Origin of the sequence: Methanofervidicoccus sp. A16, from assembly GCF_003351865.1 — an archaeon.
Classification (GTDB): Archaea; AGJL01; Methanococci; order Methanococcales; family Methanococcaceae; genus Methanofervidicoccus.
This window is the reverse complement of the sequence record NZ_CP022242.1, coordinates 652,897-679,060: the sequence shown is the minus strand read 5'-3', so window position 1 is coordinate 679,060 and position 26,164 is coordinate 652,897. Positions and strand designations below refer to the sequence as shown.

Here is a 26,164-nt window from a genome sequence, read left to right as displayed (position 1 = left end):
ACTTTTAAAGTTTAAACTCTCCTTTCTCGATTCTCTCTTTAAGTTCTCTAGATAACCTCATTGCCCTTTCCCTGTCTGACTGTCTACAGGTTATAGGTATTCCCAAGATACTGTTTAACTTCATGGAGTATATCCCATAAGGACAGGCACCTGTACAGATACCACACCCAAAGCAATCCTCTGTTGGTAGTGGTCTATTTCCTAAATGAGGCATTCTCTTTATAGCCTTCGTTGGGCACATTTCCATAGGAATACATACATCACAGTTTCTACACCTGTAGATGTTTATATTGGGCCTTAAATCAGCATCCTTCCATACCTGGGCGTAGTTACCTATATCTATAATACTCCTTCCCACCACATTTACCAGAGGCAAAGGGATATTTTCATCTAAGGTCTTTAAGAACTCTTTATTTTTCTCATCAACCTCTACAGGTACTGCAACTGTATTAAATACCTCTACACCTCCAGATGTAATAAAACCTCCTAAATAGTAAGGATCCATACTGTGCATATCTGCAGATATCATAATATTTTCCTTCCCACTTGAACTCCTTGTCCCAAATCCAAGTATTACACCTTCAGCACCATTTAATAATACTCTTTTTCCAAGAAGGTTCCTTTCATCACAGTACATATTTTGGAGAGGGTTTAATTCACCACATCCTGAGAAGGAGGCCTCTCCTTTTTTCATCTTTCTTCTATGGAAGATAGTCCTTACAGGTTCCTCTCCTAAGTTGGTAAAGGCTGAATAGTTTTTAAATGCCATCCTCGTTCCTATCATTCTAGCAGTGGGAATATCATCTAAGGTTATAGTCCTCTTGTATGTTCTCCCCTCACTCTCTAAGAGGACATCTACCTCCTTACCTGCAACTAGATCTTTAAATAAAAATCCACCTCCGTAGTCTCCCACATAACTTGTACCGTACACTACAACATCTACAGAACCTAAGTACTCATTTGGACAAGGTCCAATATGTCCTTCTATACCATTTAAGTATATTTTTTCCCCCTTTCTAAAGGTTCCAGGTTCAGCGATAGGGATATAAAAAACCGCCATAGTACCAGACATTATTCCACAGGTAGCAGTTGTAACGATATCTATCTCGTCTATTTTATCTTCTTCATTGTTCCTTATCATCTTCTTCAACTCATCTACAGTTACCACTACCTTATCCTCAGATGTTTTAGATCTATCCATAATGACACCTTATTAATTAGAGACTTTATACAACAATAGATCTATTTTCTATTAAAATCATGATAAAATCAGAAAAAATTTGTGAAATGAAAAAGAGTTAGTAAGGTCTTTATTCTACTTTTTAATAGTTTAGAACAATACTCTAAAAAGAATAAACAGTTATATTTTAAATATTTTTTATCTACATTGCTCTTTTAATATTTTTTAACAATTTTATTTTTAATTAATAATCTTCATATTTGGATATTTTTTTAGTTATTAATATTTGAAATTTAAATTAAAATGATAAAATTATAATATATTTCTCACTTTCTTAGTGTTTAGAGTATTCAGGAAAAATAACAATAGGATTAAGTTTTTTATGTATCTAATTTCTTTTTATTATTTTTTAAATTTTAATTAAAATTTTATTAGTAATTATTATAATTATACGCTCCTAAATGTTACCAAAATCTCAATAAAATCAATATTAAACCTATATTTAAAAACTTTATAAAAATATTGAAAGTAAAATACTAAAATACTGTAAACACAAAAGTATTTCTACTTTATCCTGATGTTGGAAGAAGAAAAGATTTTTCCACGTATCTTCTAAATCATAACTGTTGGCTATCCTCCATCAAAATAGAATTTCTAAATCCTGCCATTAGAGTCCAGGACACTTATAAAATTAATATCGTTAATAACTTCAATTCCTTTTTATTTAACCTTAGTTCCCACCAAGTGGTGATTAAAAGGACAATGAAAACAATCAATATAAAAATCATTAAATATCCAAGATCTTTCCGAAATTCTCCTCCAATCTTCTTTTTAAAATGGTATATCTGAGATTATAGAAGTTTTTTATTTTAAAATCTTTTTATTATTTTTATTATTTTATAATTATTATCTTTATAATTATTTTTATTATTCTTTAAACTACTCTTTTGATGGGAACTAGGGTTTTTATTTATTTTTTATATGGGATTTTTATTATTATAATACCTATAACTTTTTTAATTACTTTTTTTATTAGAAACTAAAGGTAAATTACTCTTTTATCTATTTTTAACAACTATTAATTCCTACTAAGATCAGTTAAAAATAGTTAAAAAATTAAGAAATCACAGTCCCATGTCCTCCTTCTCCTCCTCAGTGAGTATCTTCACAATCTCCTCTGGTTTTCCTATCTTAACGATTTTCCCGTCCCTCATAAGGGCAGCCCTATCACATACGTTCATTACAAAGTCCATATCGTGGGATACGATTATATAAGTCTGCTCTAACTCCTTCCTAGACTTATGGATAGACTCTGCCACCATGTTCCTTGTAAATGGATCCATCGTTCCAGTAGGCTCATCCAGTATTACGACTCTTGGCTCCTTAATAAGTACCTGGGCAAGGGCTACTCTGTGTCTCTCCCCAACACTTAACTCCCTAGGATACTTATCCAATATCTTCTCTGCCTCCTCTTCAGTGAAACCTACGGACATCAACGTATATAGTGCCTTCATCCTTGCAAATTCTCCAGGGAGTTCTAAACCTATGGCCTCTGTAAGGTTGTAGAGTACAGTCCTATGTGGGTATAGTGCATACTCCTGGAATAACATACCGATGTATCTCTTTGCCCTACCTCTGTACATAGGTCCAGGTTTAGTCATATCTATCCATTCATCTCCTAATCTGAACAGATACTTCCCCCTAGATGGAGGTATAACTCCTCCTATAATCTTCGCCAAGGTAGTTTTTCCAGCCCCACTGGTTCCCACTATACCAAATATCTCCATCTCGTATATATCTAAAGACACTCCCTTAACAGCATGTACTACTCCTCTCTCAACAGAACAGTACTTCTTTTCTATATCTTCCAGTATGATCTGTTTTTCTTTTACTTCTACCTTTTCAAATTTCTTAAATTCCTTAAGAGATGACATGAATTCTTCTACAATCTCCTTACTATCTCCCATCTTTTTAATTTGCCCATTTTCCAGCCACATTACTCTATTTGAAAGTTGAGCAACTACCTCTGGCCAGTGGGAGGTAATTATCATACTTATATTTTTTTTAACAACTGCATTCTTCAGCGTCTCATGTACTAACTTAGCAGTTTTAGGATCCAAGGTTCCTGTAGGTTCATCTGCCAAAAATATTACAGGTTTCTTGGCAAGTTGTCTTGCAAGTACTACTCTCTGCTTCTCTCCTCCACTGAGATCCCTTGCAATGTGGGTGACCCTATGTTCTAACTTCACCATCTTTATAAGTTTTAGAGCGATCTCAACAGCCTCCTTGCCCTCAAAACCTGCAGAGTATAAGGCCTCCAATATGTTCTCAATTACACTTTTCTCCCCGTAAAGTGCAAAGGTTCTCTGGAGCATTATTGCAATCTTTCTTTTCAAGTTGTAGACGCCTTCATTATCTCCCCAGAGATCTATAGATGTTTTACGTAATACCCCCTCCCCACATCTCTCACATCTCTGCCCATCTTTAGAGGGCACATCTACCTCTCCACAATTATCACACATTGTGACGTGATATATTACCTTACCTTCTGTGGGCTCATATCCTTCCATACCCCTTAACATATGAAGTAGTACAGATTTACCGGCACCACTTCTTCCCAATATACCTAATACCTCACCTTCCTCAAGTGTAAAGTTTATATCCTTTAATACTAGGTTATCGCCAAATCTCTTTGAAACGTTCTTAACCTCTAACAGTATCATCCTACCACCTTTTTTATGGGTTGAATCTACGACAGTGATCCTTTGGTTTAAAGGCACAGTGTCTCATTCTGCCACATAGTTTACACATCCCACACTCTCTTAATATATAATCTTCCCCCTCTATCCTTAACACTTTACCGTTTATCAGGAAGTCACCTATCTTCTTCCTGGCAGATTTTAGAATATTCCAGAAAACTCGCCTAGATACGCCCATTAACTCAGCCCCTTCCTCCTGAGAGAACCCTAAATAATCGACCAATCTTATAGCCTCCAACTCCTCGTAGGTAAGTTTTACAGTATCACTGTCATCTTCTACTCCCTCTTTAGGTACGAACTCCCTAATTTTCGGTATTTCAGAGATGAATCGAGGTATCCTTGGACGACCTTTTCTCCTCCTAAATCTCATGTGTATCCCATTACTCTACAATATTAACTTCGATATTTTCAACAGGTACTTCTATTATGGTGTATCTACAGTTCGATAGTTTTTCCTTGATATATCTCTTAATTATCTCTCCCCTTTTCTCACTTACTACGGTACCTATCATTACAGCATTACGAGATATATCGTTAACAATCTTTATAGCCTTTTCAGGGTCCTCATCTATTAAAAAACCTTTCCACTCCTGAGGAGATAATCCTTTATACTCCATAAGAAAAAACCCAGATATGCCACCTTCAGATAGAGCGTTGATAACCTTCCCTATATTTTCAGTTTCTACGAAGACATAGAGGAGCACTTTCATAATATCACCGTTGAGATAGTATTGAAAATTATTTTTAAAATAATATATAAGGTTTAGGTGAAAAGAGTTGGGAATGGAATAATGACTATTTTTAATATTTTTTAATAATAATTATAAAAATAATATTTTTAAAATAAAAAATATAATGATATCAATGAAAAAGATGGTATAAAATTCCTTAATAATTTTATAACTTCCCCTCACCTTTGTAGTATTGTTAATTTTATCTTATCTCTTAAGAATCTCAATTCCCTCATTTACTATTCTGAATTTAACTCTCTCACCCTCCTTAATATACCTATGTTTCTCCAAAATAGCCTCTCTAATATCATCTATCCTCTCCATCCTTACAATAGTCTTGCTCCAGTACTCCAATACTATACCTCCTATAGGTCTAACCCCGTTGTAGGTATCACTAATCTGGTTGGTTAATAATACTCCTACGTTCTTTTTTTTGGCAAGTTTTAACAAGGTAAGTATCTGTTTCCCAAGTATCCTGTTGAGAAGGGTGTTTCTATGGACGTCATCAGAGAGTTCTAATCTATAAAGGGAGGATATCCCGTCTATAACCACTAGCCCCATATTTTCGATATAGAATAGTTTCTCCAGGATTCTAGACTGCTCTTCAAAAGTTTCAGGTTCGTAAATTATCAGATTTTCAAGTATTTTTTCAAAATTCCTTCCAGATATCTGCCTTATTCTCTCAACAGAGAGCCCTCCTTCTGTATCTACATACACTACCTTATATCCCCTCCTTATAAAATTAACTGTAGAGATGATAGCGATATTCGTTTTTCCTACACCGGGAGGGCCGTATATCTGTGTTATGGTTTTTCTCTCTATGTTTCCTCTAAGTATATCTGATAGCATAGCACCACTTTATTTTACTACTTTTATTTAAAATTGTTGGAACACTCAATATAAAATTAAGGGTACTTAACGTTCCAAACTTTTTAGAATTTTAAGAGGACAATACTAGTTAAAATACTGGCTTTAAAACAGAAGTAGAGGCTTACTTAGATGTCTCCTTGCAGAGGGTGGCACCTCGTAGAATCCCTCTGAGACGTCCCTCTTTACCTCAATCAGTTTTATACTGTTGTAATCTATCCTCTTCTTACACCTATTACATACGTACCCACTTTTAACCCCCTTTGACTTCAAGGTACCTCCACAGGAGCACCTCTTATCCTTAATGTATAACTTACTTAACTTCACCACTTTCAACTTTTCTATATTAATACCAAAAGGTTCCTCCCGTACAGTTCCATACACACCCACCATATCATCCTTTTTTAACTTTCTTACTATATCCCTAAATCTCTTTGTAGGTTCGTAGGCTACACAGGAGATCTCTCCAGTACCATCACTAACCTTGAAAACCACAGCTCCTCCCCTTATATTCTTAGGATCCTCTGTAACTACTCCATAAACGATAACCCCTGTATTTGGATAGATATCCTTTATTTTCATAGGCCTCAGATGAGCATCTGTACCCTGGTTGGTTTTAAATATCATATACCTGTCTATCTCCTCTCCACACTTAACCATCCTCATAGCCTTTCGCAGTATATCCTTTCTTACCCCTCTGATACCGTAGAGAACTGGACACTTGGTGTTAGGTGCAATTATCTGTTTATCTCCATCTACGTTGTTGAAGGTATAGGGAAATGTCTTCCTATCCATCTCTACAACTGATTTATCGTCGATTATTCTCTCCCTCCCCCAGTTCTCCTTCTTCCTGTAAGTTAGAAGTTCGTAGGTATAGGGCCCACAGGATGCTATACTCCCCAAAGCCCCTATAACACCGTAGCCCTTTTTATAACACACGTATTCTCCTCCTACCTTCTCAACGATCTCCTTGGCATATTGGAGATCCACTATATCGTATAGTACCTTCTTATAGTAGTTTTTTAAAATACTCCTGTTTCTCTTATAATCCTCCTCCATGAGGAAAACAACTCCTGGGTTTGTATTCTCATCCTCAAGATCTGAATACTCTTCTACGTACTTCAAAACAGTTTTTTTTATATAATCTATATCACTATCCTTTAGATCCTTTTCCAGAACCCTTAAAGAAACCCCTCCATTTCCCCTAGTTTTATACTTGACCATCGGATTCATCCTAATCAACTTTGGAGTATCCATCTTGTACCTCTTTCCCAACTCCTCCATTAAAAGGGCACCAATATAGGTAGTACAGTACTTCTCCCTACTGTCTGTATCGTCTATACCTATGAACATTAGCATCACCTTGAGGTAAATTGTTAAAATTCTAAAATAAAAGATAAATGAGAGTAAACAGATAATAAATCTATTTTAGGCACTCTTAGGTACTAGAAGAGGGATTTTTTACTTCTTTTAGATTATTATAATAATTTTAATTATTATAGTTGAAATACTGAAAATAAGTTAATAAGAAATAAAGTTCTATACAAAAACTAAAGATTCTCTTAAAATGATTTAGAAGAAATATTGCCCCTAATTCGAAGTTATCTTATCCTTACAGATAGATTTTTAGTTATATAGAAATCTCCAAAGGAGATATTAACAATATTTGGAGGTAAAGTTTCATTTGTGTATCTTAAGTTATTTTCAGTGATGTTTATATAAGTGCCATTTTCGTCGTACTCTCTTCTAAAGATAATAGTGGTATTATCATCCACTACTATCTCTTTGTTGGAAAACCTTATGGTATAACTGATATTCCCTATAGGTTCAAAGGTTGTTGAAAGGACAACGTCCTTCGAGTAGGATATTAGAGCGTAATTCTCAAAAACATCCATTATAGAATATCCTCTTTCCACGATTTCCCAGTCTCTAATATTGTCTAAAGTGTTAAATACGTTATAACTGAGTATTGCAGTGACTAACAGTATAAAGATTATTGCCAATATAGCATCGATGGAGATTTGACCTCTTTTAGATAGCATAGTATCCCAATAGTGTTTTTGTGGTATTTTGTTTTTATTGTTATAATTACTAATTTTTCTCTATTATTTATAAAAATTAGAAAGTAATAAATTAGCGATAAAAACAAAAAATAGGATAAAATATCTTTTCCATAAAATGTTCTTAAACAGAATTTTATATTTCTAAGAAGGTATTAAACAGGGTTTGTAGTATTTTTCAGTATATAAAGTACCTCTAAAGACAACTATAGATTTGCTCTTTGCCTGCAATTGTTCCTTTTATTATTAGGTTTTCTTATGATTCTATTTTTTATTAAGGTTCAATATATTAATAATTTATTTAATTTTTATTTTTTTATAAATAATTTATTTAATTTTTATTTTTTTATATTTTTTAAACTTTAAAAAATCTGATCTTATCGTTACTTCTAAACACTGGGAGGAAAAGAAATATTACTATTTTTTGATTTAGACTCTTACATTTTTAGATAATAGAGTATCGTTGGAAACACTAACACCCCCATAAGATAAGACATATTCCCTTTAGATTTCAAGGACAACATCCCCAAAGTAGAGGACACCAAGAAAACCATAAAGTAGTATAAAAGGTACCCTGAGAAATACCCTAAAATTAACACGATAAATACACATAGAAGAAGTATATAAAAGGAGATCTTCCCGTAATCCACCCTAGGCAGATACTCTAAAATGTACTGTGATAAAGTAATGAGTATATAGAGGGCAAACCCTGTTGCCACCACCAAGGGAATAACGATACTACTGTCCAAAGGTATAGAGAGGTTCTTTATAGCCACTGCAGTTCCACTTCTACCGTAACCTATCATTAGAAGGGAGAGGATAGAGAATACCTCGTTGGACATGGTAATGGCGCCCTGGGATACTAAAAATCCCTTTATATTATTCTCTCTTATCAACTTACTTAGAAAGAAGTTTATCTGGGCTCCTCCAATTGCAGGTAGGAATATCCTTAGAAATCCTCCAAGGGTTCCAACAAATCCACACTTTATGAGGGAAATATCAACCTCTGGATAGGTGATCCTCTGGGGAGGAACCTTCTCACTCTTTAGATTTTCTAAGAGAAAAGGCACTCCAAACATACCTGTAAATATGGCAGTTAGAATGTTATCTACAGGAGGGCGATTGTAGAGAACCACTATTCCAAATACTCCCGAGAGAATAAACACAACACTGTTCCAAAGTATATTATCTGTAAATATTAAAGATAAAATCACTAAAAGTATCAACACATAGGGAATATAAGGTTTAAATTGAGAATAGAGTCCATCTAAATCAAAACCAATATTAAAAATTAAAAGTGCCAATATAACAGAGAATAGCACACCGATGAAACCTCCAATACCGCAAAGCACTACGCCCTCATGCCCTCTACCATTTAGAGTTAGCCGATGTAAGGGTAGAACAGAAACTGCAGTCTCATCTTGAGGTACACCTATAAATGCCGAAGGTATGTAATTTACAAAATAGTGAGTAATTACCATTCCTATTAGAAGGTATAGGTAATTCCCTGGAGATAGATAACTGTAAAGTATAGTAGTAAGAGGTATTAAGGTATTGGGATGTATTCCAGGTACCATTCCAGTGAAGGTTCCCAGTAAACATCCAAAAAATAAGAACAGTATATTGATAACATCCATAAAAATTAACTCCTCTTTATCCTCCTTAACCTATGACCACAGTAGGGACATACCATCCAGGAGGGATCTATAGGTCTTCGACACTGTGGGCATACTGGTGTTCTCTCCTTTTTCTCCTTTAACTGAGTACCACAGTGGGCACAGTATGTCCAATTCTCTAAGATATACTTATTACAGTTACTACATCTATTAAAATTTTCAAAGACCATTTTGTCAATATCGGAACCACAGTTGGTACAGTAGTTCCATCCTAGATCTATAACTTCATTACACTTATTACATCGAGGTACTTCTATAGTGAATTTAGAACCTAAGGCTTTTTTTACCTTTTGAAGGGTTATTAACGCTTCCCTCTTTATTATTTCGTCCTGTTCCATCTCGTATATTTTTTCAATAGATTGGATTATCTCCTGCATACTCCTTTTATCTACCATCTCCAAGTACTGTAGGGATTCTGGACGTAGATCTGCTATATCTGCTATTTTTTTTAAAGTTACCAATTTTGTAGCAGGTACTCGACTTCTAAGTCCCGTTAATATACTCATTTTTTCCTCTTCAGAGATAGGAACTATCGTTACCATAGTTATCCCCTATTTAAAGTTTAATAATTATTTAAAAAATTTTTTATATTTATTATTTTCTTTTCAATAAAGAGATAAAAACCTTATTCACTATGCACTTTTAATTTACCCAGTTTAATTAATTTGTTGTAATAGTGGTATATGTTGTTTGCCAAATCTTCCTTGGAAATGTTCAATAGACCTGCTAATTCAGCATTTCTTCTATCTATTTTAAATTTGTAGTATTCGATAAATCTTCCTTCATGACTATAGTAAGATATTATCTGAACTTCGTCAACGTTAGGATACTTATTGAATATATACCATACAATATAACAAATTTCAGTTTTAGTCTGTACATCTAACTTGCCTTTAACACTACTTGGATCCTCTAAATTTTTAATCTGATACACTATCGAGACATTTCTACCGTTGATAGTAGTAAACTCCACATGATGAACATCGTACTTCGCTAAAACATCTTCAGAACTTGAAAGATAGTACTGAATAAGCCAAGTTATAGGTATAGCCACTAGGATTATTGTTATAGTAAGTATTATTGATTCTTTTTCCATAGTTTCCCAATTGACGTTATACCTCCTATACCCTTTATAATATCTAATTCTATATAAAATACATTATATATTTTTTATTTTATTTTTATTGAGTATTATTTTAAGAAATCCTTATCTTGAATATTTGAAAAAATTAAATATTTAAATTAGAGAGTTTATTAGAATCTCTCCATAGAAAAGAATTCTACAGTGAAATTCCACCTTCTGAAAAGGGAAGAATAAGAGAATACAGTAATTTAACAAGAAATAAAATAGGAGATAGATCTCATAAATCCGTATAGATACGAAATATAACTGAACATTGAAAATTTTTTACTTAATTAGTGAAGATTCGTTTATAGTAAGTTCAAGATCAATTATTCCTTCTCCCTCTAAGATATTTTTGTATCTACTAAGTTTCTTACCAATTATAATCAACCTGTATAATTCCTCTTTAAAGGATAACTTTCTAAAAATCTCCCTCTTATTCAACTCTCCTAAGTATCTTATAATCTCCCTTTCTACAAATCTAATTCTACTGGTCTCTTTATACTTTCTCTTTTTGGAAGCGTATTTTATACCACTGTTGATAAAATAGTTGTAGTTATAACTATTATAACCCTTAACAATACTTCCCTCTATATTTCTCTTAATATAGGCAATATCCTTAGACACGTTAAGATTTACTATCTCCATGTACTTTCTACAGAGTTCTTCTAAGTTAGAACTACTGAATATGTATCTTCCGAACTTTTCCCTCTCCTCCCATGTAATGTACTCCTTCTCATCCAACCTACACCTTGTAGAGGTTTCCATCCCCATAATTCTTATCCTCTCCAGTTGATCGAGATACAACTCCTCGCAACACTCTATAGCATGTTTGATTATCTCCCTATTACACTCTCCTATTCTGATACCCCTACAGTAATGTTTAATGGTAAGTAGAAGATCCCCATTCCACTTTACCCTGAAACTGAAGGGAAAGAGTTTGCACATTGTAGGTTTATAGGTGTACCCTCTTTCTATCTGGATTTTACAGAGGTTGTTATCTGTCAATAGGGCACACCCTCTTTTATCGATCTTTAGCCTCTTATGGAAGTGAGACCCTTCACTATCTTCGATATATTCAGAGTAGTTCTCCCTCAATTTTATATAGTCAAAGTATGGAAGGTATATCCTCCAATTTCTACAACTACAGCAGTATCCACATCTAATACATTGGTAAGTGATCCCCTCAAAGGTGATCTCCCATCTCGTAGGGCTCACCTTTTAGAGTTTTTATGATTAGTGATGTTTTTGTCATAAGATAATCTAAGAGGTTTTTATATGTCCTGATCTTTTTTTCACCTGATTTTTATAATTATTATAATAAATTTATTTATGATTATAGTTAAAAATATAGGACAGGAACAAAGATAATTATAATAAACTACAAACTATGAAGTAGAACCTAGATTAATAGAAATAATAATGATTATAATTAAAATTAGGCGAAAGAGTAAATCTTGCTGTTGTTCTCTTAACTTACACTGGACATTAAGAAGGGATTGGATTTTGCTAACTCTATTTTTTAGGACTTCTTATTCTTTTTATTTTTTTATTTTATTTATTATAATCTTTTTTATAATTATTATTTTTTTAATAAAAATTAACCCTCCACAGGTTTAAACTTATACCCATAATGGATTATTCCGTCCTCTCCATCCTCCTTTATCCTCCTAAATACAACCTCTACAGGCATGTCAATATATACCTCATCTGGTTTACAGTCTATCTGGGCTGTTATCCTTGGGCCCTCCTCCAACTCTACAATTGCAATTACATAAGGTGCTATCCTTTCAAACTCCTTAGGTGGTGTATGCACTACAGAGTAAGAATATACCTTCCCCCTTCCACTGAGTTTATACTCCTCCAACTCTCCCTTCCTTCTACAGTAGGGACATATATTCCTAGATGGGAAGAATATCCTACCACAGGTTTTACACCTAGTCCCAATGAGACAGTACCTCTCCTTTATATGTCTCCAACTTCTCACTACCAAGGTATCACCAAATTAACCTCTTATCAGTATCCTGTTGTTATTTAGATCCACCTTAACGATCTCCCCCTGAAACTCCTTACTCTCACCGAAGAGATCTGTGGCAACGATCTTATCCCCTCTTTTTTCTACAAGCATAACATCCTCCATAACCAATTCATCATTTAAATAGAGGTTGAGGTTGCACATCCTTTCACCTATCTCTTATTATTAGAGAGTATATGGATACATACAGTTCCCCCAGTTCCCCCAACATTTGCAGTTATTCCATAACCATGTTTTATAACCGCCTGTCTATCCTTACAGTTCTTATCCCCCTTCAACTGCCAGTATATCTCTCCAACCTGTCTTATACCTGTCGCCCCAAGGGCATGTCCCGCCGCCTTTAAACCTCCACTGGGATTAACTGTAATGAAATCCTCACAATCTACCCTTATCCTCTCCTCGGCAACGATCTTCCCAGTTTCCCCCTTCTTACAGAAACCTAGATCCTCCAGTAGTATTAATCCATTTATGGCAAAACAGTCATGGACCTCTGCAACATCTACCACCTCTGGAGTGATCCCCGCCATCTTATATGCCCTCTCCGACGCCACCTTTGCAGATTTAAGGGTTGTTATACTCTCCCTACTGTGAAGGGAGATGGTATCTGAAGCCTGAGTAGATGCCCTTATATATATCATATCGTCCTTGGAGACGAAATCCTTAGCCCTCTCTGCATCACATACTATAAGAGCCGCAGCACCGTCTGATACTGGGGAGCAGTGCATAAGTGTTAAAGGTTCTGCAACTGGAGGTGCATTTATAACCTGTTCCAGTGTGGTTTTAAACCTAAATTGGGCATAGGGATTTCTAGATCCATGATCGTGGGCTATAACACTCCACATGGATAACTCCTCTATGGTGAGACCGTACTCGTACATATACCTCCTTGCCATCATGGCGTAGAGGGAGGGAAAGGTTGCACCAAAGAATGCCTCCCACTCCTGATCTGCAGCAGTTGCTATTGCAGAGGTGGCATCTACAACGTCTGTCATCTTCTCAACCCCTCCCACAAATACAACATCATGATGCCCACTTGCCACAGAGAGGTAGGCACTTCTAAGGGCTAAACTTCCAGAGGCACAGGCAGCCTCAACCCTTGTACAGGGAATAGGTGTTAAACCTGCGTAGTCTGCTATAAGGGAGGATATATGTTCCTGTCCTACGAAGAGCCCCCCACTCATGTTTCCAACGTAGATGGCATCGAGATCCTTACCGTCTATGTTGGCATCTTCAATAGCCTTAACTCCTGCCTCAACTATTATATCTCTGAAGGAGTACTCCCAGAGTTCTCCAAATTTCGTCTGTCCGTATCCTATTATTACTACATCCCTCATACTATCCCTTTATACCTTTATACCTCTCCTGTACTTGAGATATATGGAGTAATCTATGTACTCCTTCCTGTTAAGTAGATCCATGGTTTTAGGTGCCCTATCCTTTACCTCCTCTATTCTCTCGGTAAGAGTAATGTCGAAGGCATCACTTCCTGCTCCACTTCCATAGGATACTGCAAGTATCCTATCCCCTTCTTTACCCTTATCTAGAATATTAGATAGTCCCAAGGGCACAGCGCCGGAGTAGGTATTTCCCAGATAGGGAGTAAGTAATCCATCTTTATACTGCTCCTCCTTAAACCCTAAGTACTTGGCAACCCTTATGTAGAACTTACCGTTAGGTTGATGGAATACACAGTAATCGTAATCCCTTGGAGTTGTACCCATCTTCTCCATTAAACCCTTTGCAGCACTTATCACATGTCTGAAGTAGGCAGGCTCCCCTGTAAATCTACCACCATGTTTTGGATAGGGTTTCCCCTCCCTCCTCCAAAAATCTGGAGTATCTGTTGTAAAGGAGTAAGTGCCGTTGATCTCTCCTATTATCTCCTTCCTCTTGCTCCCTATTATATAACAGGCTCCCCCTGCCGCAGCGGTGTATTCAAGGGCATCGCCAGGTGCTCCCTGGGCAGTATCTGCCCCAATTGCCATTCCGTACTTTATCATCCCACTTCCAACAAGTCCCATACACATCTGAATACCTGCAGTCCCAGCCTTACATGCAAACTCTAAATCTGCACAGGTTAGATCTGGTGTAATTCCTAAAGCCTCTGCAACTATGGTGGAGGTAGGTTTTACTGCGTAGGGATGACTCTCACTACCTATATAGAGGGCGCCAATATCCTTAGGATCTATATCAGCCCTTTTCAGAGCATTTTTACCAGCCTCAACACTTATAGTGGCAGTATCCTCATCTGGACCTGGGACACTCTTCTCATACACTACAAGACCCTTCTTTATAGGTTCTGGATCCTTTCCCCAAACTCTAGCAATCTCCTCTACCTTTATCCTGTACTTGGGAATATAACTCCCATAACCTACAATACCAACCTTCATCGGATCACCTAATTTATCTTACTTAACCTCTCCAACAACTCATCCACTGAAAGTTTCGTAAGGATAAGTGGGATACTCTCTATCTCAGCCAACTTCAATGCCAGTTTATCTAAGTAAGATACTCCCTGAAAGACCACCAACCTAGGTTTTATAGAACTTACCCTTATGGCAACCATAGGACTCCTACCTGTGGATACATTTGTAAATATCAGAGCCCTCTCAGTTGTCCAACCGTAGAGGTTCAAAAAATCCTGTCCACTCATCTCCAATATGGCCTTTACGCTATCTACAACTGTATGGCCAAATATGTGGTTATTTAACTTCTCCTCCATCTCTTTACGATAATTTTGAACCTCTTCGTTATTAGGGCTCTCTGGAAGTTCTCCCTCTATTATTTCCAGGAATTCTAAAATCCTAACTGGGCTGTTGTACTCCTTTATCTGAAGGATGGGATCCATGGAAAATGGGTTTAGTATCCTCTGGAGAGCCCTTATGGTGCCCCCTCCCCTCCTCCTATCTATATCCACCAGGGCATCTACGTACCTCTTTATAATGTTTACACCTGGATTTTTCCTCCTACCTGTCTCATAGTCACTTACCACAGAAGGAGAGACCATAAGGTACTTAGCCACCTCTATTTGGGGGATGTTGAATATCTCCCTCCATTTTTTTAGACCCTTTCCAATATCCTCAGATAGAGCGATGTCTCCAATGATATGTTTTTTTATTTTATCCATGGTTTATGGTTTTCATTATAGTTATATAAAAGTTTCGATTTAGAATAAAGTTTATTTAGACATTTGTCGATTTAAGAAACTCTCGTAAAAATTAGCAATATCTATTAAAATGACTTGGTAATGGTTATAATAGAGAGTCATAGTTTTTTGTCAACGTAGTTAAAAAAATTAAAAAAATAATTATTAAAATTATAAAAATCTAATTAAAAATACAGAAAACTAGAAAATAAAGTGAGAAATTTGTTATAATATGAAATTCTATAAAAGAGGACCATTTCTTTCTCTTCTCTAATGTCTAGAGGATGGACTTTTAAAAAACTTATATTTTAGATAGATAGGGATTTTTTATTTTATACATCACTTAAAACAAATATATGAACTTGTTTCTTTCGAGGCTTAATATTAAATTTCTTATTTTAAATATTTTAAATCCTTAACAGTGCAAGTAGAACCCCAACAAATCCCACTGCAGAAGTATATAGAGATATAGGATATATCTGCCTGAAGGTTAGCACTGGAGAGTATGCCCCTAAGATACTACTTAAGATAGATATTAAAAATGCCACTCCAAAGTTTATAACAATGGTTATTGGGCTGTTTACATCGGGATATATTCCTAAATAGAGTGTTGCAAATAAACTTCCTAAGGTTATCATAAGTAACTCCTTAAATGATAGGTATATCGCCCTGTATCTACCAGAGTACTCCAAGGTAGGACCTTCGATAACGTCAGCCTTTGTGTGCATTATGGAAAATGGATACTCTCCAATTAGTACAACATAGCCTATAAAGTATGCTATCGCTCCAAAGATACCTGGAAGGGTGAATAGAAAATTACTCCCAACTATACTATCTAAGAATATACTCTTCTTGGAGATGAAGGGAAGTACTATTCCTATATAGAGGGGAAAGGACCCCACTGTAATTAACTTGTATGCCCTAAGTGCCCCAAGTTGTTCAAGAGACATTCTCAATATATCTGTAAAATTACTACCTTTACAGATATCAGAGATAGGCATCCTAACTCCCATGATGGAACTACTTAGGGACCCCATGATAATATATAGCATCTCTTTAACCTTCAGGAGACCTGTGATAAATACAATATTAGAAACAACATGTATATGAGGTACTGTAGTAGCGGCTAAAATAACCCAAACTACAAGGAAACCAAGGACTGTTAATAAGTTATACAATCTAGGCATCTCACTGAAGGGCCTCTTTACCTCCTTAGCCAGAAATTTAAAGAGTGCCCACAACCCAGGTGTTAAGATAGAGGGACCTATTCTCCTCTGAATCCTCGCCTGGATCTTCCTCTGTATCCCTGGGATCAGTGTAGAGACTGCAAAGGCTATAAGGGGAATACCTACTATTGAGAGTATGAATTCTATAAGTGATAGATCGATAACCATAGGCACACCTTTTACTATTGTACTTTAAAATATTACTACACATTAATATCTTATCAAAATGAACTCGCCTCCTTTGAGGTTTTTAATTTTTAATTATGACAGAAAACCCTATACTTTTCCAGATGCTAAGGAATAAATCCCCCCTGCTTCTCCAGTATATAGTGTAGTCCAGGAGATAGGACCTATATTTTACTTTATTCGCCGAATTTATTCTTTATTTATAAGTTTTTAATATTTTTATTTTAATTATTCTTTTTATAATCATTATTTTATTTTAAAAATCAATTATCCCTTAACTATCTTCGGAATAGCCTTTATTATACCGTCTATAATATCCTCTGGCCTCGGTGGGCATCCAGGTACCTTAACATCCACTGGAATTATTCTATCTACAGGACCCTCTATAAAATCCGAGGTACCTAAGTAGCCCCCTATGTTTCCATAAACCCCTCCCATCAGAGCACAGCAACCTATAGAAACTACAGCCTTTGGTTCTGGGATACTCTCGTATATCTTTCTTAATGGTTCCTTCATAACCTTAGTAACACAGCCACTTACAATTAGTATATCTGCCTCCCTTGGATTCCAGGTTAAAAAGACGTTGTACTGTTCTGCGTCATAGTAGGGGGAGAGGAAACAGTTAACTGTCTCGATATCGCAACCGTTACATCCCCCTGTATATGCCAGCATAACATGGATACACTTTTTTCTAGCATATTCCTTTATCATATCACTTCCCCCTATCTTTCATCAACTTTCTAAGATTTATAGAGAGGATACTGGCGATCTTTTTCAACTGACTTTCAGGAATATCTACAGGCTTCTCAAAGATCTTGGAGAGATCCACCTCTACGTACTCCTCTCCTACATCCCTTGGATGTATAGGGGATATCTCGTTGAATATGGAGAACACGGGACAGAAGTCATGGCAGTATAGACAGTATATACACTTTGTAGGGTCCATTACAGGAATACTCTTTTTCACATAGTTGTCAGATAACTTAACAGGTTCGATCTTTTTCATCTGGATACATCCTGTCGGGCAGGCATTGGCACACCCTGCACATCCGATACAGAGATCCTCTAAAATATACCTTGGTAGTTTCACCCCTGAGAGTATCTCCTTCCTCATCTCCCTTGAGGTGTAGGTATCTGTACCTAAGAGTATCCTCTCTATGTTTTTATAGGCACCTAGGATCACCAGTTTGGCGAGGTTTTTAAGGGATTGATCCATAATTACACCTTAGTTACTCTCTCCTCAAGAAATAGTTAATAAAGAGTTAGTACAGAGATAGTAAAATCTTATTATAAGGAGATTGAAGGGATGGTCCCCTAAATATCTTAGACAGGTGTTGATACCGTAAGATTCTCCCCATTTTTCAGTATTCGAAAACGTCCTTTTCATTAGGATTTTTATTATAATTATTATTATTTTAATTACTATTTTAATTGGGAAGTAAAAGTATTTTTAAACCTCACATCTTCTTCTCCACCCAGGTTCTGTAGATGTTGATAGCATTGGTAGGACATATATTTGCACAGGCGGAGCAGTATTCACATCTCTCCTCATCTATGTCTCCCATATCTACAGCATCCACTGGACATATCCTGTTGCACAACCCACATCTAATACAGAGATCAAAGTCTGTCCAGATGTAGGAATTCTCCCTATCTACAACTTTTTTATAACCTGTAGTATTTGGTATAACATCCCTTGGACAGTGAATTGCACACTTCTCACACATTACACAGTTCTCGTTAAAAATTACCTCTCCTGTATCCTTATCTCCCTTTCTAAGTTTTATCTTTACAGTTATGGCGTCCACTGGACATACATCTCCACAGGTGCCACAATATATACATCTCTCATCTCTGATAACCTGGAACTTCTCAACCTTTTTAAAGGATATTGCTTTCTCTGGACACTCCTCTATACATATACCACAGAGGGTACAGGCTCCAGTGATTTTTTTATCTCTCTTTATCCTAACCTCCTGAGGACATACCTTTACACAGGTTTCACATAGATCACATATACTCTCGTCGTAGAGGATCCTACCGTCCTTAACCCTTAAGGCTCCCCTTGGACAGTTATCTGCACATAACCCACAGTTTATACAGTACCTCGATGGTATGGTTTTTTTATCATCTTTAACTTTAACTACCTTGAAGTTCTCTATCCTTAGAGCATCCTTGGGACATTTCCTTATACAGTTCCAACATAGGACACACTTCTCCTCATCTACCACTCCTTCAACTATAGCACCCTTTGGGCATACATCACCACATATATTGCATCTTGTACAGCCATCTACAGTATCCTTCTCTAATATTGTCTCTCTTGGACATAGATAGATACATCTACCACAGTTTTTACAGAGATCCCTATCTATGTATATAGATGTTCTAAGGTTGGAAACCCTCTTAGGTTTTAATTCTCCCTTCTCTTCAATAGGCAGTTTCTCCTTTTTTCCAATCCTAGCCAGTATCTGTATATATTTATCTAGAAGTGCCCTGTTCTTTCTATCCTTCAGATCTCCACTGTAGAAGAATCTCCTGGCACTATGGGGACACACCTCTACACATAAACCACACATTACACAGATACCCTTAGGATAGACTACTTCCTTCCTCCTATTATTAATTACCTTCTCCTCCTTCTCCATCTTTATTATACCAATGGGACAGAGAATCTCACAGGTTCTACATCCGTTGCACCTTCTCCTATCTACGTAATAACCTCCAAATTTGTTTTTTTTAATAGCCTTATTTGGACACTCCCTTGCACAGGTACCACAAGTTATACAGGAGTAAGATTTATCATCTATTATAACAACAGCACCGGTAGGACATACCTCAACACAGATAGGCGTATTTTTATCCTTAGATCCCTCTGTACATCTCTCATCCTTCAGACACTTGAATACATCTGTTATTATCATAGGTATCACTTCTTCCTAACAGTGAGGTTTCCAATTAGGAGTCCTACTAGGGAGAAGAGAAATGAATAGGATATTGGAAAGTTGTAGTAGGGCAGTGATCCTAAGAGGTATCCAACAACTAGCCCTATCACTAAATAGAACCATATATTTAACTTAGCAGTTATCCTCCTACCTAAGATAAACCCTAATACCATCCCTGTAAATGGTAGAAAGAAATAATTCATCACGTTATCCCTTCCCTATGTTTTTTAAAATAATCCTCTGGGAGATAAGGAGGGTTGTTATTGTGGATAACCCTGCAAGTACCTTCAAACCTACTCCTATATTTAAGTAGGGAATAATACCTACATCTCCTATCCCTGAAGGAGAGGGAAAGGGATTTATCCCATAGATATCAGTGATGTTAAACAGATAGTACCCTGAAATTATAATGCCTATCAATCCCAGTATAAGGAACAGGAGGGCTCCAAAACTCTCTAGGGATTCCAAGAACTTATGGGAGAATCTCACTGGACAATCCTTCCTACCAAATGCCACCATAGTTAAAATATACCCTGCAGATATCAAGGCACCCCCCTGAAATCCTCCTCCAGGTGTAATATGTCCCCCAAGTATTACAACGATCCCTAAGGCCATAAGTAAAACTCCCATAGGTACTGCCAAGACCTTTATTATAGGAGTAAATCCCAGATCAACATCTTTACAATCCTCATTACTATATATCTCTTTAAGGAAATCCCTGTTAAAGAGTCCCTTTCCAAATACCACCCCAGTAACTAACACTGAAGTTATCAGTATTAGACACTCCCCAAGGGTATCGAATCCCCTCCAATCGAAGAGTACAGCACTTACAAAGTTGGGAATTATCAAGGTATTAGTATATACTGCATTCACACCTTCAACTACATCAATACTGTAGATGGAGTAAAATACACCTGCACCAAAGAGGAGAAAGGATAGGGAAACTGCAACCTCCCTACTTACAGAGATCCTCATAACATCACCAAGAACCTGTAATAAATATTATCATAGATATGGCACCTAAGAACATGGAGATCCAGAAGAGTTGGAGGACTATATTGTTTGAATTCTCCCTCTTAAATTTAAATACCATAGGCATAACCTGTAGCCCAATACCTATTGCAAGTAATCCCACTATGGCAAGAAGTACCTTTCCAAACACCCTGGAAAGAAGAAAGAGACCTACAACTAAGAACCCGTAGAGTATAAACTCCCCAGTTAAGCCTGCACCTGTAAATATATTGTCCCCACAGACCTCTTTTTCCATTTCCTTTTTAAATCTGTCATAATCCATAAATATCCCATAATTATTGTTATTTTAATAATTATTATTTTAATTATTTTTATCTTAAAACCCAACTAATACCGATCTCCTCACCTATAGGATACAACCTATCCAATACTATGTCAGGATAGACACCAAGTATTAAACAGAGTACAACCAACAACCCCAAGGAAAATATATGATATTTCGAAATTTTAACATCCCTGTACTCCTTAAGTTGCTCCTCACCACAGGGCTTCAAGAATATGAGATAGAATGCCTTCATCATATAGAGGAATGTACCTATACTGACGATCAACATTAGAACTACAAGTTCTGGTATATTTGCACCCATTACAGCCTCTGCAAGTAGTAACTTACTCTGAAAGCCGTTAAAGGGCGGAATTCCAATACTTGCAAACTTGGCAAATAACATTAGAAATGCTACGATGGGTATGGTTAATAGTAGTCCCCCAACCTTTCTCATGTCTGAGGATCTTACCTTATCCACAATATGGGCGCCGATAAAGAGGGCACTCTTGTAGAGGGCATGGTTTATCCCGTGGAATATCCCTGCTACAATACCTAAAGGAGTTCCAAGGGCCAATCCTAATGCAACATAACCTCCCTGGCTTATAGTATGGTAGGCCAGAAGTTTTCTATAGTCCTCCTGAAGTAGTGCCATAACTGTCCCAAATACCATGGCAATTACAGAGAGCGCTATCAACACCCCTCGGATAGTGTTGAAGATAGGGAGGTTTCCAAACAACTTCAATATAACTAACATTAGTGCAATAAGTACAAACTTTGAGTAGGTTTGAAGTATAGCAGATACAAAAGGCTTAGCCCTGGCGTACAGATCCACCTTTAAGGTATGAAAGGGAGGAAGTCCTCCTCCATAGGCTAAACCAACTATTAACATCAATAAACCTCCATATACAGTAGGAGTTAATGGATTAAGGGCAAGATACCTCCCCATATCCCCTATATTCAAGGTACCAGTTGCAGATAGTAGGAGTCCTACTCCCAGAAGTAGTATAGATCCTGCCATAGTTCCAACTAGGAGATATTTAAAGGCAGATCTGTAGGCATTCTCTGTACCTGCTAAAATAACCAAACCTGCCTGTGCAATTGCCGCAATCTCGTAGAATACATATAGGTTGAAGAGATCCTCAGTTAGTATCACTGCAGAGACACTTGCAAGTCCCATCAACACCAAGGATGTGAAAACTCCACTTAGATTCTTCTCCTTGGTGGATAGTATAAGTACTAAGGAACCTATCAACATCAGTGTAAATAGCAGGATCTCCTTTAGAGGATTTAATGTATAGAGGATCCCAGATACAAGGGGAATGCCCTCTATGAATGTTATACCATGTCCTCCGAAGAAGTAGGGACCGTAGGTTCCAAGGAAGGGGAGAATAAGGAGAACCAATGCCATTAAAAGTGTAAGAGATCTGACATATTTACTCCTGTAGATATAACTAAAAATTATCGCCATAATGAGAGGGACAACTACTATCAAGGGGAGAAGGTTCATCTTTCCACCGTTTAGTCCTCCTTTAGGATAACAGAGGTTTTCAGTGTTTTATACTTCTTATAAAAGACTATAGATAGGGCCAACATCACCGCCAACATTGAGGCTCCAATAACTATGTTAGTTAGAACAAGTGCCTGGGGAAGGGGATAGGCCATCTCCTTAGAGAATATCTGAAACTCAACAGTAGGGATATATATAGGGACGTATCCCCCTTCCTTATACCCCATTGCCACCAATGTAAGGTTAACACTGTTACTTATAATTGATAAGGCAATGATCTTTTTGATCACATTATCTACGAAGAAAAAACCGTACAATCCCAAGACAACCAAAGCCCCCGCAGTTATAAAGGATGCAAGTTGTAGATCCATATTTCCACCTAAAGGGTTGAGGTTAATGAAAATGTTATTATCACTAATATATATAATTTGTCATTAATTATAATGATAAATTATATAAAGGAGAATAGACTCTGTTCAAATCGATCAATCAATGACAATCAAAAACTAAATAATTACTAGCATATTAAAAAATATGATAAAATAACAAACATACAATATAAACATAAACATACAATACTAAAGACAGTATCTTTAATTTTATATATTTGATCCTACTCTTAAGGGTTATAGATAGTTTTTCTTAACAGGTGTGCATATTATTTCTCCCTTTAGTATTCTCTTTTTTATTTTATTATTACTATAATTTATAATATCTGGTGAAACCTTGGACAATTTAAATATTCTAGAAAAGCAACTGAAAAACTGTAGAAAGTTAGCAATTTTAGGTATAGGAAACACCATAAGAGGGGACGACGGTTTAGGTGTATTTATCATAAAGAGTATAGTAAAACATTATACAAATAAATATCCCCAGCAAAATTTAAATATAAACAGGGAAGTAAATAAGATTTTCGATAAGGTAATACTGATAAACTGTGGAACTGTTCCTGAAAACTTTACAGATATTTTAAAGGAGGAAAAACCTGATAAAATAGTTATTATAGATGCTGCAGTAATGGGGGAGAAACCTGGAACTATAAAGTTGATAGATGTGGAGAATATACATAGTGTAGGATTTTCAACACACTCCTTACCACTTAACGTAATGGTTAAATACTTAATGAGGTATATAGACAGTGAAATATTTATAGTAGGCATGGAACCTAAAAATTTGGATTTTGGAGTAGAGGAGTTGTCAGGGGAAATTTACAGGATAAGTTTAGAATTTACAAGAATTTTAATAGATATAATAGATTCTATTTTAGAAAAACAATAATAATATTATTATTTTTATTAATTTTAATTTTTTAAAGGTGATCTCATGTTCTCCGTTAAATTTAAAACTACCGAGGAATTGCCTGAACCTTCTCCAAGGTTAATAGACCAGATAATTGGACAGGATGAGGCTCTTAGTATCGTGTTAAGTGCAGTTAAGAACAAAAGGCACGTTATTCTCCTGGGAGATCCTGGAGTAGGTAAATCTATGATAGTGAAGGCTGTAGGAGAACTTATTGAAAAATCACCCTCTAGTGATTTCAAACCTTATACGATAATATCAAAACCTAATCTAAAAAATCCTGAGAAACCTATAGTAGAGTTGATAGAGGGTACTTATAAGGAGGATGTAGAGGATATTAAACCAAAGGTAATTAAACAACCTCCAGGTTTGCTAACACTAATGTTGATTATGATATTCTTCACGCTGATCATGTCATACTTGGTAAGAGGTATCTCCCAGACGCATCTTCTCGCTGTAATAACTACTACTGCCATTGTATCCTTCGCTCTGGCATTTGTAGTGGTATTTTTGGCCATGTTCGGGGCTACAAGGGGAGCCATGTCAAACACTGTTAGTCCATTGGATTTAAAACCTGTAGTACTCTATGAATGTAAGAAGAGGCCTGTAGTCAAGGCCAGTGCCTATAACGTAACGAAGTTACTTGGAGATGTTAGACACTGTCCACTAGGGGGCAAACCTCCTCTTGGAACACCACCACATAAGAGGATAATCCTAGGTGCTATCCATGAAGCCCATAAAGGTATCCTCTACGTAGACGAGATAAAAACCATGCCTCCAGAGGTGCAGGACTATATCCTAACTGCACTTCAGGACAAATGTCTCTCTATAAGTGGTAGAAATCCGAACTCCAGTGGTGCAACAGTAGAGACAAATCCAATACCATGTGATTTTATCCTCATCATGTCTGGAAACATGGACGACATCAACAACTTAAGGGCACCACTTTTAGATAGAATAGACTACAAGATTGTACTGAGAAACAAAATGGATAACACTCAGGAGAACAGGGATAAACTTCTACAGTTCATAGTACAGGAGATAAGAAACAACAACTTAAATCACATGACTTACGAGGCATGTTGTGAGATAGTTAGAATAGCCCAGTTGTTTGCAGGTTCCAAGGATAAATTAACCTTGAGACTTAGGAAACTCTCTAACATAATAAAGATGGCAAACGATATTGCGATGGGTAAGAGTATTCAGGAGATAGTGGAGGAACTCTCTGGGGACGAAGATACGATTAAAAAGGAGGAAAAAGAGGATAAGTTAAAGAGCATTATAGAGGCGTTAAAGATTGGTGAAAAGGATAAAAAGAAGGAGAAACCTAAGGATAAAAATACAATAATAGAGAAAATAGAGAAGAAGGTATATATAGACGTGGAACACATCCGTAAAGTTATGGAAAGTGGTATATATAGTATGTCAAAACAGGTTGCTATAGACTATCTTAGGGAGTTTAAGAGGTATAAACACATAGTCCCAAATGACACACCAAAGATAGGAGTTATATATGGGTTGGCAGTAATAGGTTCAGATGGTATGGGAGATGTAACGAAGATCATCACCCAGATAGTAGACTCCAAGAATCCTGGTACCCATCTCTTAAATATAAGTGGAGATATTGCAAAACACAGTATTACCTTGGCATCTGCCCTCTCTAAGAAGTACATATCTGAAGGTAAGTTGCCACTGAAACCAGAGAAGGATATAGATCTAAATAGAAAGGAGATATACATCCAATTCAGTCAGTCCTACTCAAAGATAGATGGAGACAGTGCAACTGCTGCAGTATGTCTCAGTATTATATCTGCCCTCCTTGAGATACCTTTAAAACAGGACTTTGCAATAACTGGAAGTTTAGACTTAAATGGCAATATTCTCGCTGTTGGAGGTATAAACGAAAAGATAAACGCTGCAAGGGAGTATGGATTTAAGAGGGTTATCATTCCAGAGTCCAACCTAGTAGATGTGATAGACGATAGAGGTATCGAGATCATTCCTGCCAAGAGGTTAGATGAGATAATACCTTTAGTATTTGAATACGATAGTAGTAAAAAATAATATGTTCTCAAAAACTTTATATAATAAAATCCCTTAAAAGGTTAAGAACAATAAAAATAAATGG

At 36.3% G+C, this 26,164-nt stretch carries 27 protein-coding genes; 2 read left to right on the top strand and 25 right to left on the bottom strand.

Features of this window, described 5'->3' with window-relative positions; all coding sequences use genetic code 11:
• Positions 1-4: 4 nt before the first annotated feature.
• The 25 genes from CFE53_RS03170 to CFE53_RS03050 all read right to left on the bottom strand — a co-directional run bounded on the left by CFE53_RS03170 (position 5) and on the right by CFE53_RS03050 (position 23,108).
• Positions 5-1,201: a methanogenesis marker 16 metalloprotein gene (locus CFE53_RS03170; protein WP_148120447.1), complete on the bottom strand. Its 1,197-nt coding sequence runs from the start codon at positions 1,199-1,201 to the stop codon at positions 5-7.
• A gap of 1,103 nt (positions 1,202-2,304) precedes the next feature.
• Entirely contained in the window at positions 2,305-3,903 is a 1,599-nt protein-coding gene (gene atwA, locus CFE53_RS03165) for a methyl coenzyme M reductase system, component A2 (RefSeq protein WP_148120446.1), read from the bottom strand.
• 13 nt (positions 3,904-3,916) lie between these two features.
• Positions 3,917-4,309: a DUF134 domain-containing protein gene (locus tag CFE53_RS03160; RefSeq protein ID WP_148120445.1), complete on the bottom strand. Its 393-nt coding sequence runs from the start codon at positions 4,307-4,309 to the stop codon at positions 3,917-3,919.
• Positions 4,310-4,319: 10 nt separating this feature from the next.
• Complete coding sequence (locus CFE53_RS03155) at positions 4,320-4,649, bottom strand: MJ1244 family protein (RefSeq protein ID WP_148120444.1); 330 nt, start codon at positions 4,647-4,649, stop codon at positions 4,320-4,322.
• A 228-nt stretch (positions 4,650-4,877) separates the two neighbouring features.
• A complete protein-coding gene (radB, locus tag CFE53_RS03150) occupies positions 4,878-5,519 on the bottom strand; it encodes a DNA repair and recombination protein RadB (protein WP_148120443.1) in 642 nt (213 codons plus the stop codon).
• Positions 5,520-5,642: 123 nt separating this feature from the next.
• Complete coding sequence (locus tag CFE53_RS03145) at positions 5,643-6,890, bottom strand: tRNA(Ile)(2)-agmatinylcytidine synthase (RefSeq protein WP_148120442.1); 1,248 nt, start codon at positions 6,888-6,890, stop codon at positions 5,643-5,645.
• Positions 6,891-7,138: 248 nt separating this feature from the next.
• The gene (locus CFE53_RS03140; protein WP_148120441.1) at positions 7,139-7,579 is read right to left on the bottom strand and encodes a hypothetical protein; all 441 of its coding nucleotides are present in this window, start codon (positions 7,577-7,579) and stop codon (positions 7,139-7,141) included.
• A gap of 455 nt (positions 7,580-8,034) precedes the next feature.
• Positions 8,035-9,234 (bottom strand): tripartite tricarboxylate transporter permease, encoded by a 1,200-nt coding sequence (locus tag CFE53_RS03135; RefSeq protein WP_148120440.1) that lies wholly within the window; start codon positions 9,232-9,234, stop codon positions 8,035-8,037.
• A gap of 5 nt (positions 9,235-9,239) precedes the next feature.
• Entirely contained in the window at positions 9,240-9,815 is a 576-nt protein-coding gene (locus CFE53_RS03130) for a zinc ribbon domain-containing protein (RefSeq protein WP_148120439.1), read from the bottom strand.
• 83 nt (positions 9,816-9,898) lie between these two features.
• Complete coding sequence (locus CFE53_RS03125) at positions 9,899-10,369, bottom strand: hypothetical protein (RefSeq protein WP_148120438.1); 471 nt, start codon at positions 10,367-10,369, stop codon at positions 9,899-9,901.
• A 312-nt stretch (positions 10,370-10,681) separates the two neighbouring features.
• Positions 10,682-11,614, bottom strand: a complete 933-nt coding sequence (locus CFE53_RS03120; RefSeq protein WP_148120437.1) for a YkgJ family cysteine cluster protein — start codon at positions 11,612-11,614, stop codon at positions 10,682-10,684.
• A 382-nt stretch (positions 11,615-11,996) separates the two neighbouring features.
• The gene (locus CFE53_RS03115; protein WP_148120436.1) at positions 11,997-12,389 is read right to left on the bottom strand and encodes a Zn-ribbon domain-containing OB-fold protein; all 393 of its coding nucleotides are present in this window, start codon (positions 12,387-12,389) and stop codon (positions 11,997-11,999) included.
• A gap of 12 nt (positions 12,390-12,401) precedes the next feature.
• Positions 12,402-12,575 carry a CooT family nickel-binding protein gene (locus tag CFE53_RS03110; protein WP_148120435.1) on the bottom strand — a complete coding sequence of 58 codons (174 nt, stop codon included), beginning with the start codon at positions 12,573-12,575 and terminating at the stop codon, positions 12,402-12,404.
• An 8-nt stretch (positions 12,576-12,583) separates the two neighbouring features.
• Complete coding sequence (locus CFE53_RS03105) at positions 12,584-13,765, bottom strand: thiolase domain-containing protein (RefSeq protein ID WP_148120434.1); 1,182 nt, start codon at positions 13,763-13,765, stop codon at positions 12,584-12,586.
• A gap of 9 nt (positions 13,766-13,774) precedes the next feature.
• On the bottom strand, positions 13,775-14,821 hold the full coding sequence (locus CFE53_RS03100) for a hydroxymethylglutaryl-CoA synthase (RefSeq protein ID WP_148120433.1): 1,047 nt from the start codon (positions 14,819-14,821) through the stop codon (positions 13,775-13,777).
• A gap of 8 nt (positions 14,822-14,829) precedes the next feature.
• Positions 14,830-15,558 (bottom strand): helix-turn-helix domain-containing protein, encoded by a 729-nt coding sequence (locus CFE53_RS03095; protein WP_148120432.1) that lies wholly within the window; start codon positions 15,556-15,558, stop codon positions 14,830-14,832.
• Positions 15,559-15,983: 425 nt separating this feature from the next.
• Positions 15,984-16,970 (bottom strand): respiratory chain complex I subunit 1 family protein, encoded by a 987-nt coding sequence (locus CFE53_RS03090; protein ID WP_148120431.1) that lies wholly within the window; start codon positions 16,968-16,970, stop codon positions 15,984-15,986.
• 285 nt (positions 16,971-17,255) lie between these two features.
• Positions 17,256-17,699, bottom strand: a complete 444-nt coding sequence (locus CFE53_RS03085) for an NADH-quinone oxidoreductase subunit B family protein (protein WP_148120430.1) — start codon at positions 17,697-17,699, stop codon at positions 17,256-17,258.
• Position 17,700: 1 nt separating this feature from the next.
• On the bottom strand, positions 17,701-18,204 hold the full coding sequence (locus CFE53_RS03080) for a 4Fe-4S binding protein (protein WP_148120429.1): 504 nt from the start codon (positions 18,202-18,204) through the stop codon (positions 17,701-17,703).
• A 241-nt stretch (positions 18,205-18,445) separates the two neighbouring features.
• Entirely contained in the window at positions 18,446-19,912 is a 1,467-nt protein-coding gene (locus CFE53_RS03075; protein WP_148120428.1) for a 4Fe-4S binding protein, read from the bottom strand.
• Between the two features lie 5 nt (positions 19,913-19,917).
• A complete protein-coding gene (locus CFE53_RS03070) occupies positions 19,918-20,136 on the bottom strand; it encodes a hypothetical protein (protein ID WP_148121141.1) in 219 nt (72 codons plus the stop codon).
• A 4-nt stretch (positions 20,137-20,140) separates the two neighbouring features.
• Positions 20,141-20,908, bottom strand: a complete 768-nt coding sequence (locus CFE53_RS03065) for an MnhB domain-containing protein (RefSeq protein ID WP_371678229.1) — start codon at positions 20,906-20,908, stop codon at positions 20,141-20,143.
• 4 nt (positions 20,909-20,912) lie between these two features.
• Positions 20,913-21,227 (bottom strand): hypothetical protein, encoded by a 315-nt coding sequence (locus CFE53_RS03060; RefSeq protein ID WP_148120427.1) that lies wholly within the window; start codon positions 21,225-21,227, stop codon positions 20,913-20,915.
• 49 nt (positions 21,228-21,276) lie between these two features.
• Positions 21,277-22,737 carry an energy conserving hydrogenase EhbF gene (gene ehbF / locus CFE53_RS03055; protein ID WP_148120426.1) on the bottom strand — a complete coding sequence of 487 codons (1,461 nt, stop codon included), beginning with the start codon at positions 22,735-22,737 and terminating at the stop codon, positions 21,277-21,279.
• An 11-nt stretch (positions 22,738-22,748) separates the two neighbouring features.
• Positions 22,749-23,108: a cation:proton antiporter subunit C gene (locus CFE53_RS03050; protein WP_148120425.1), complete on the bottom strand. Its 360-nt coding sequence runs from the start codon at positions 23,106-23,108 to the stop codon at positions 22,749-22,751.
• Between the two features lie 355 nt (positions 23,109-23,463).
• Between CFE53_RS03050 and hycI the strand changes: the two genes are divergently transcribed.
• A complete protein-coding gene (gene hycI / locus CFE53_RS03045) occupies positions 23,464-24,015 on the top strand; it encodes a hydrogenase maturation peptidase HycI (RefSeq protein WP_148120424.1) in 552 nt (183 codons plus the stop codon).
• A gap of 45 nt (positions 24,016-24,060) precedes the next feature.
• On the top strand, positions 24,061-26,100 hold the full coding sequence (lonB, locus tag CFE53_RS03040) for an ATP-dependent protease LonB (protein ID WP_148120423.1): 2,040 nt from the start codon (positions 24,061-24,063) through the stop codon (positions 26,098-26,100).
• Positions 26,101-26,164 lie beyond the last annotated feature (64 nt).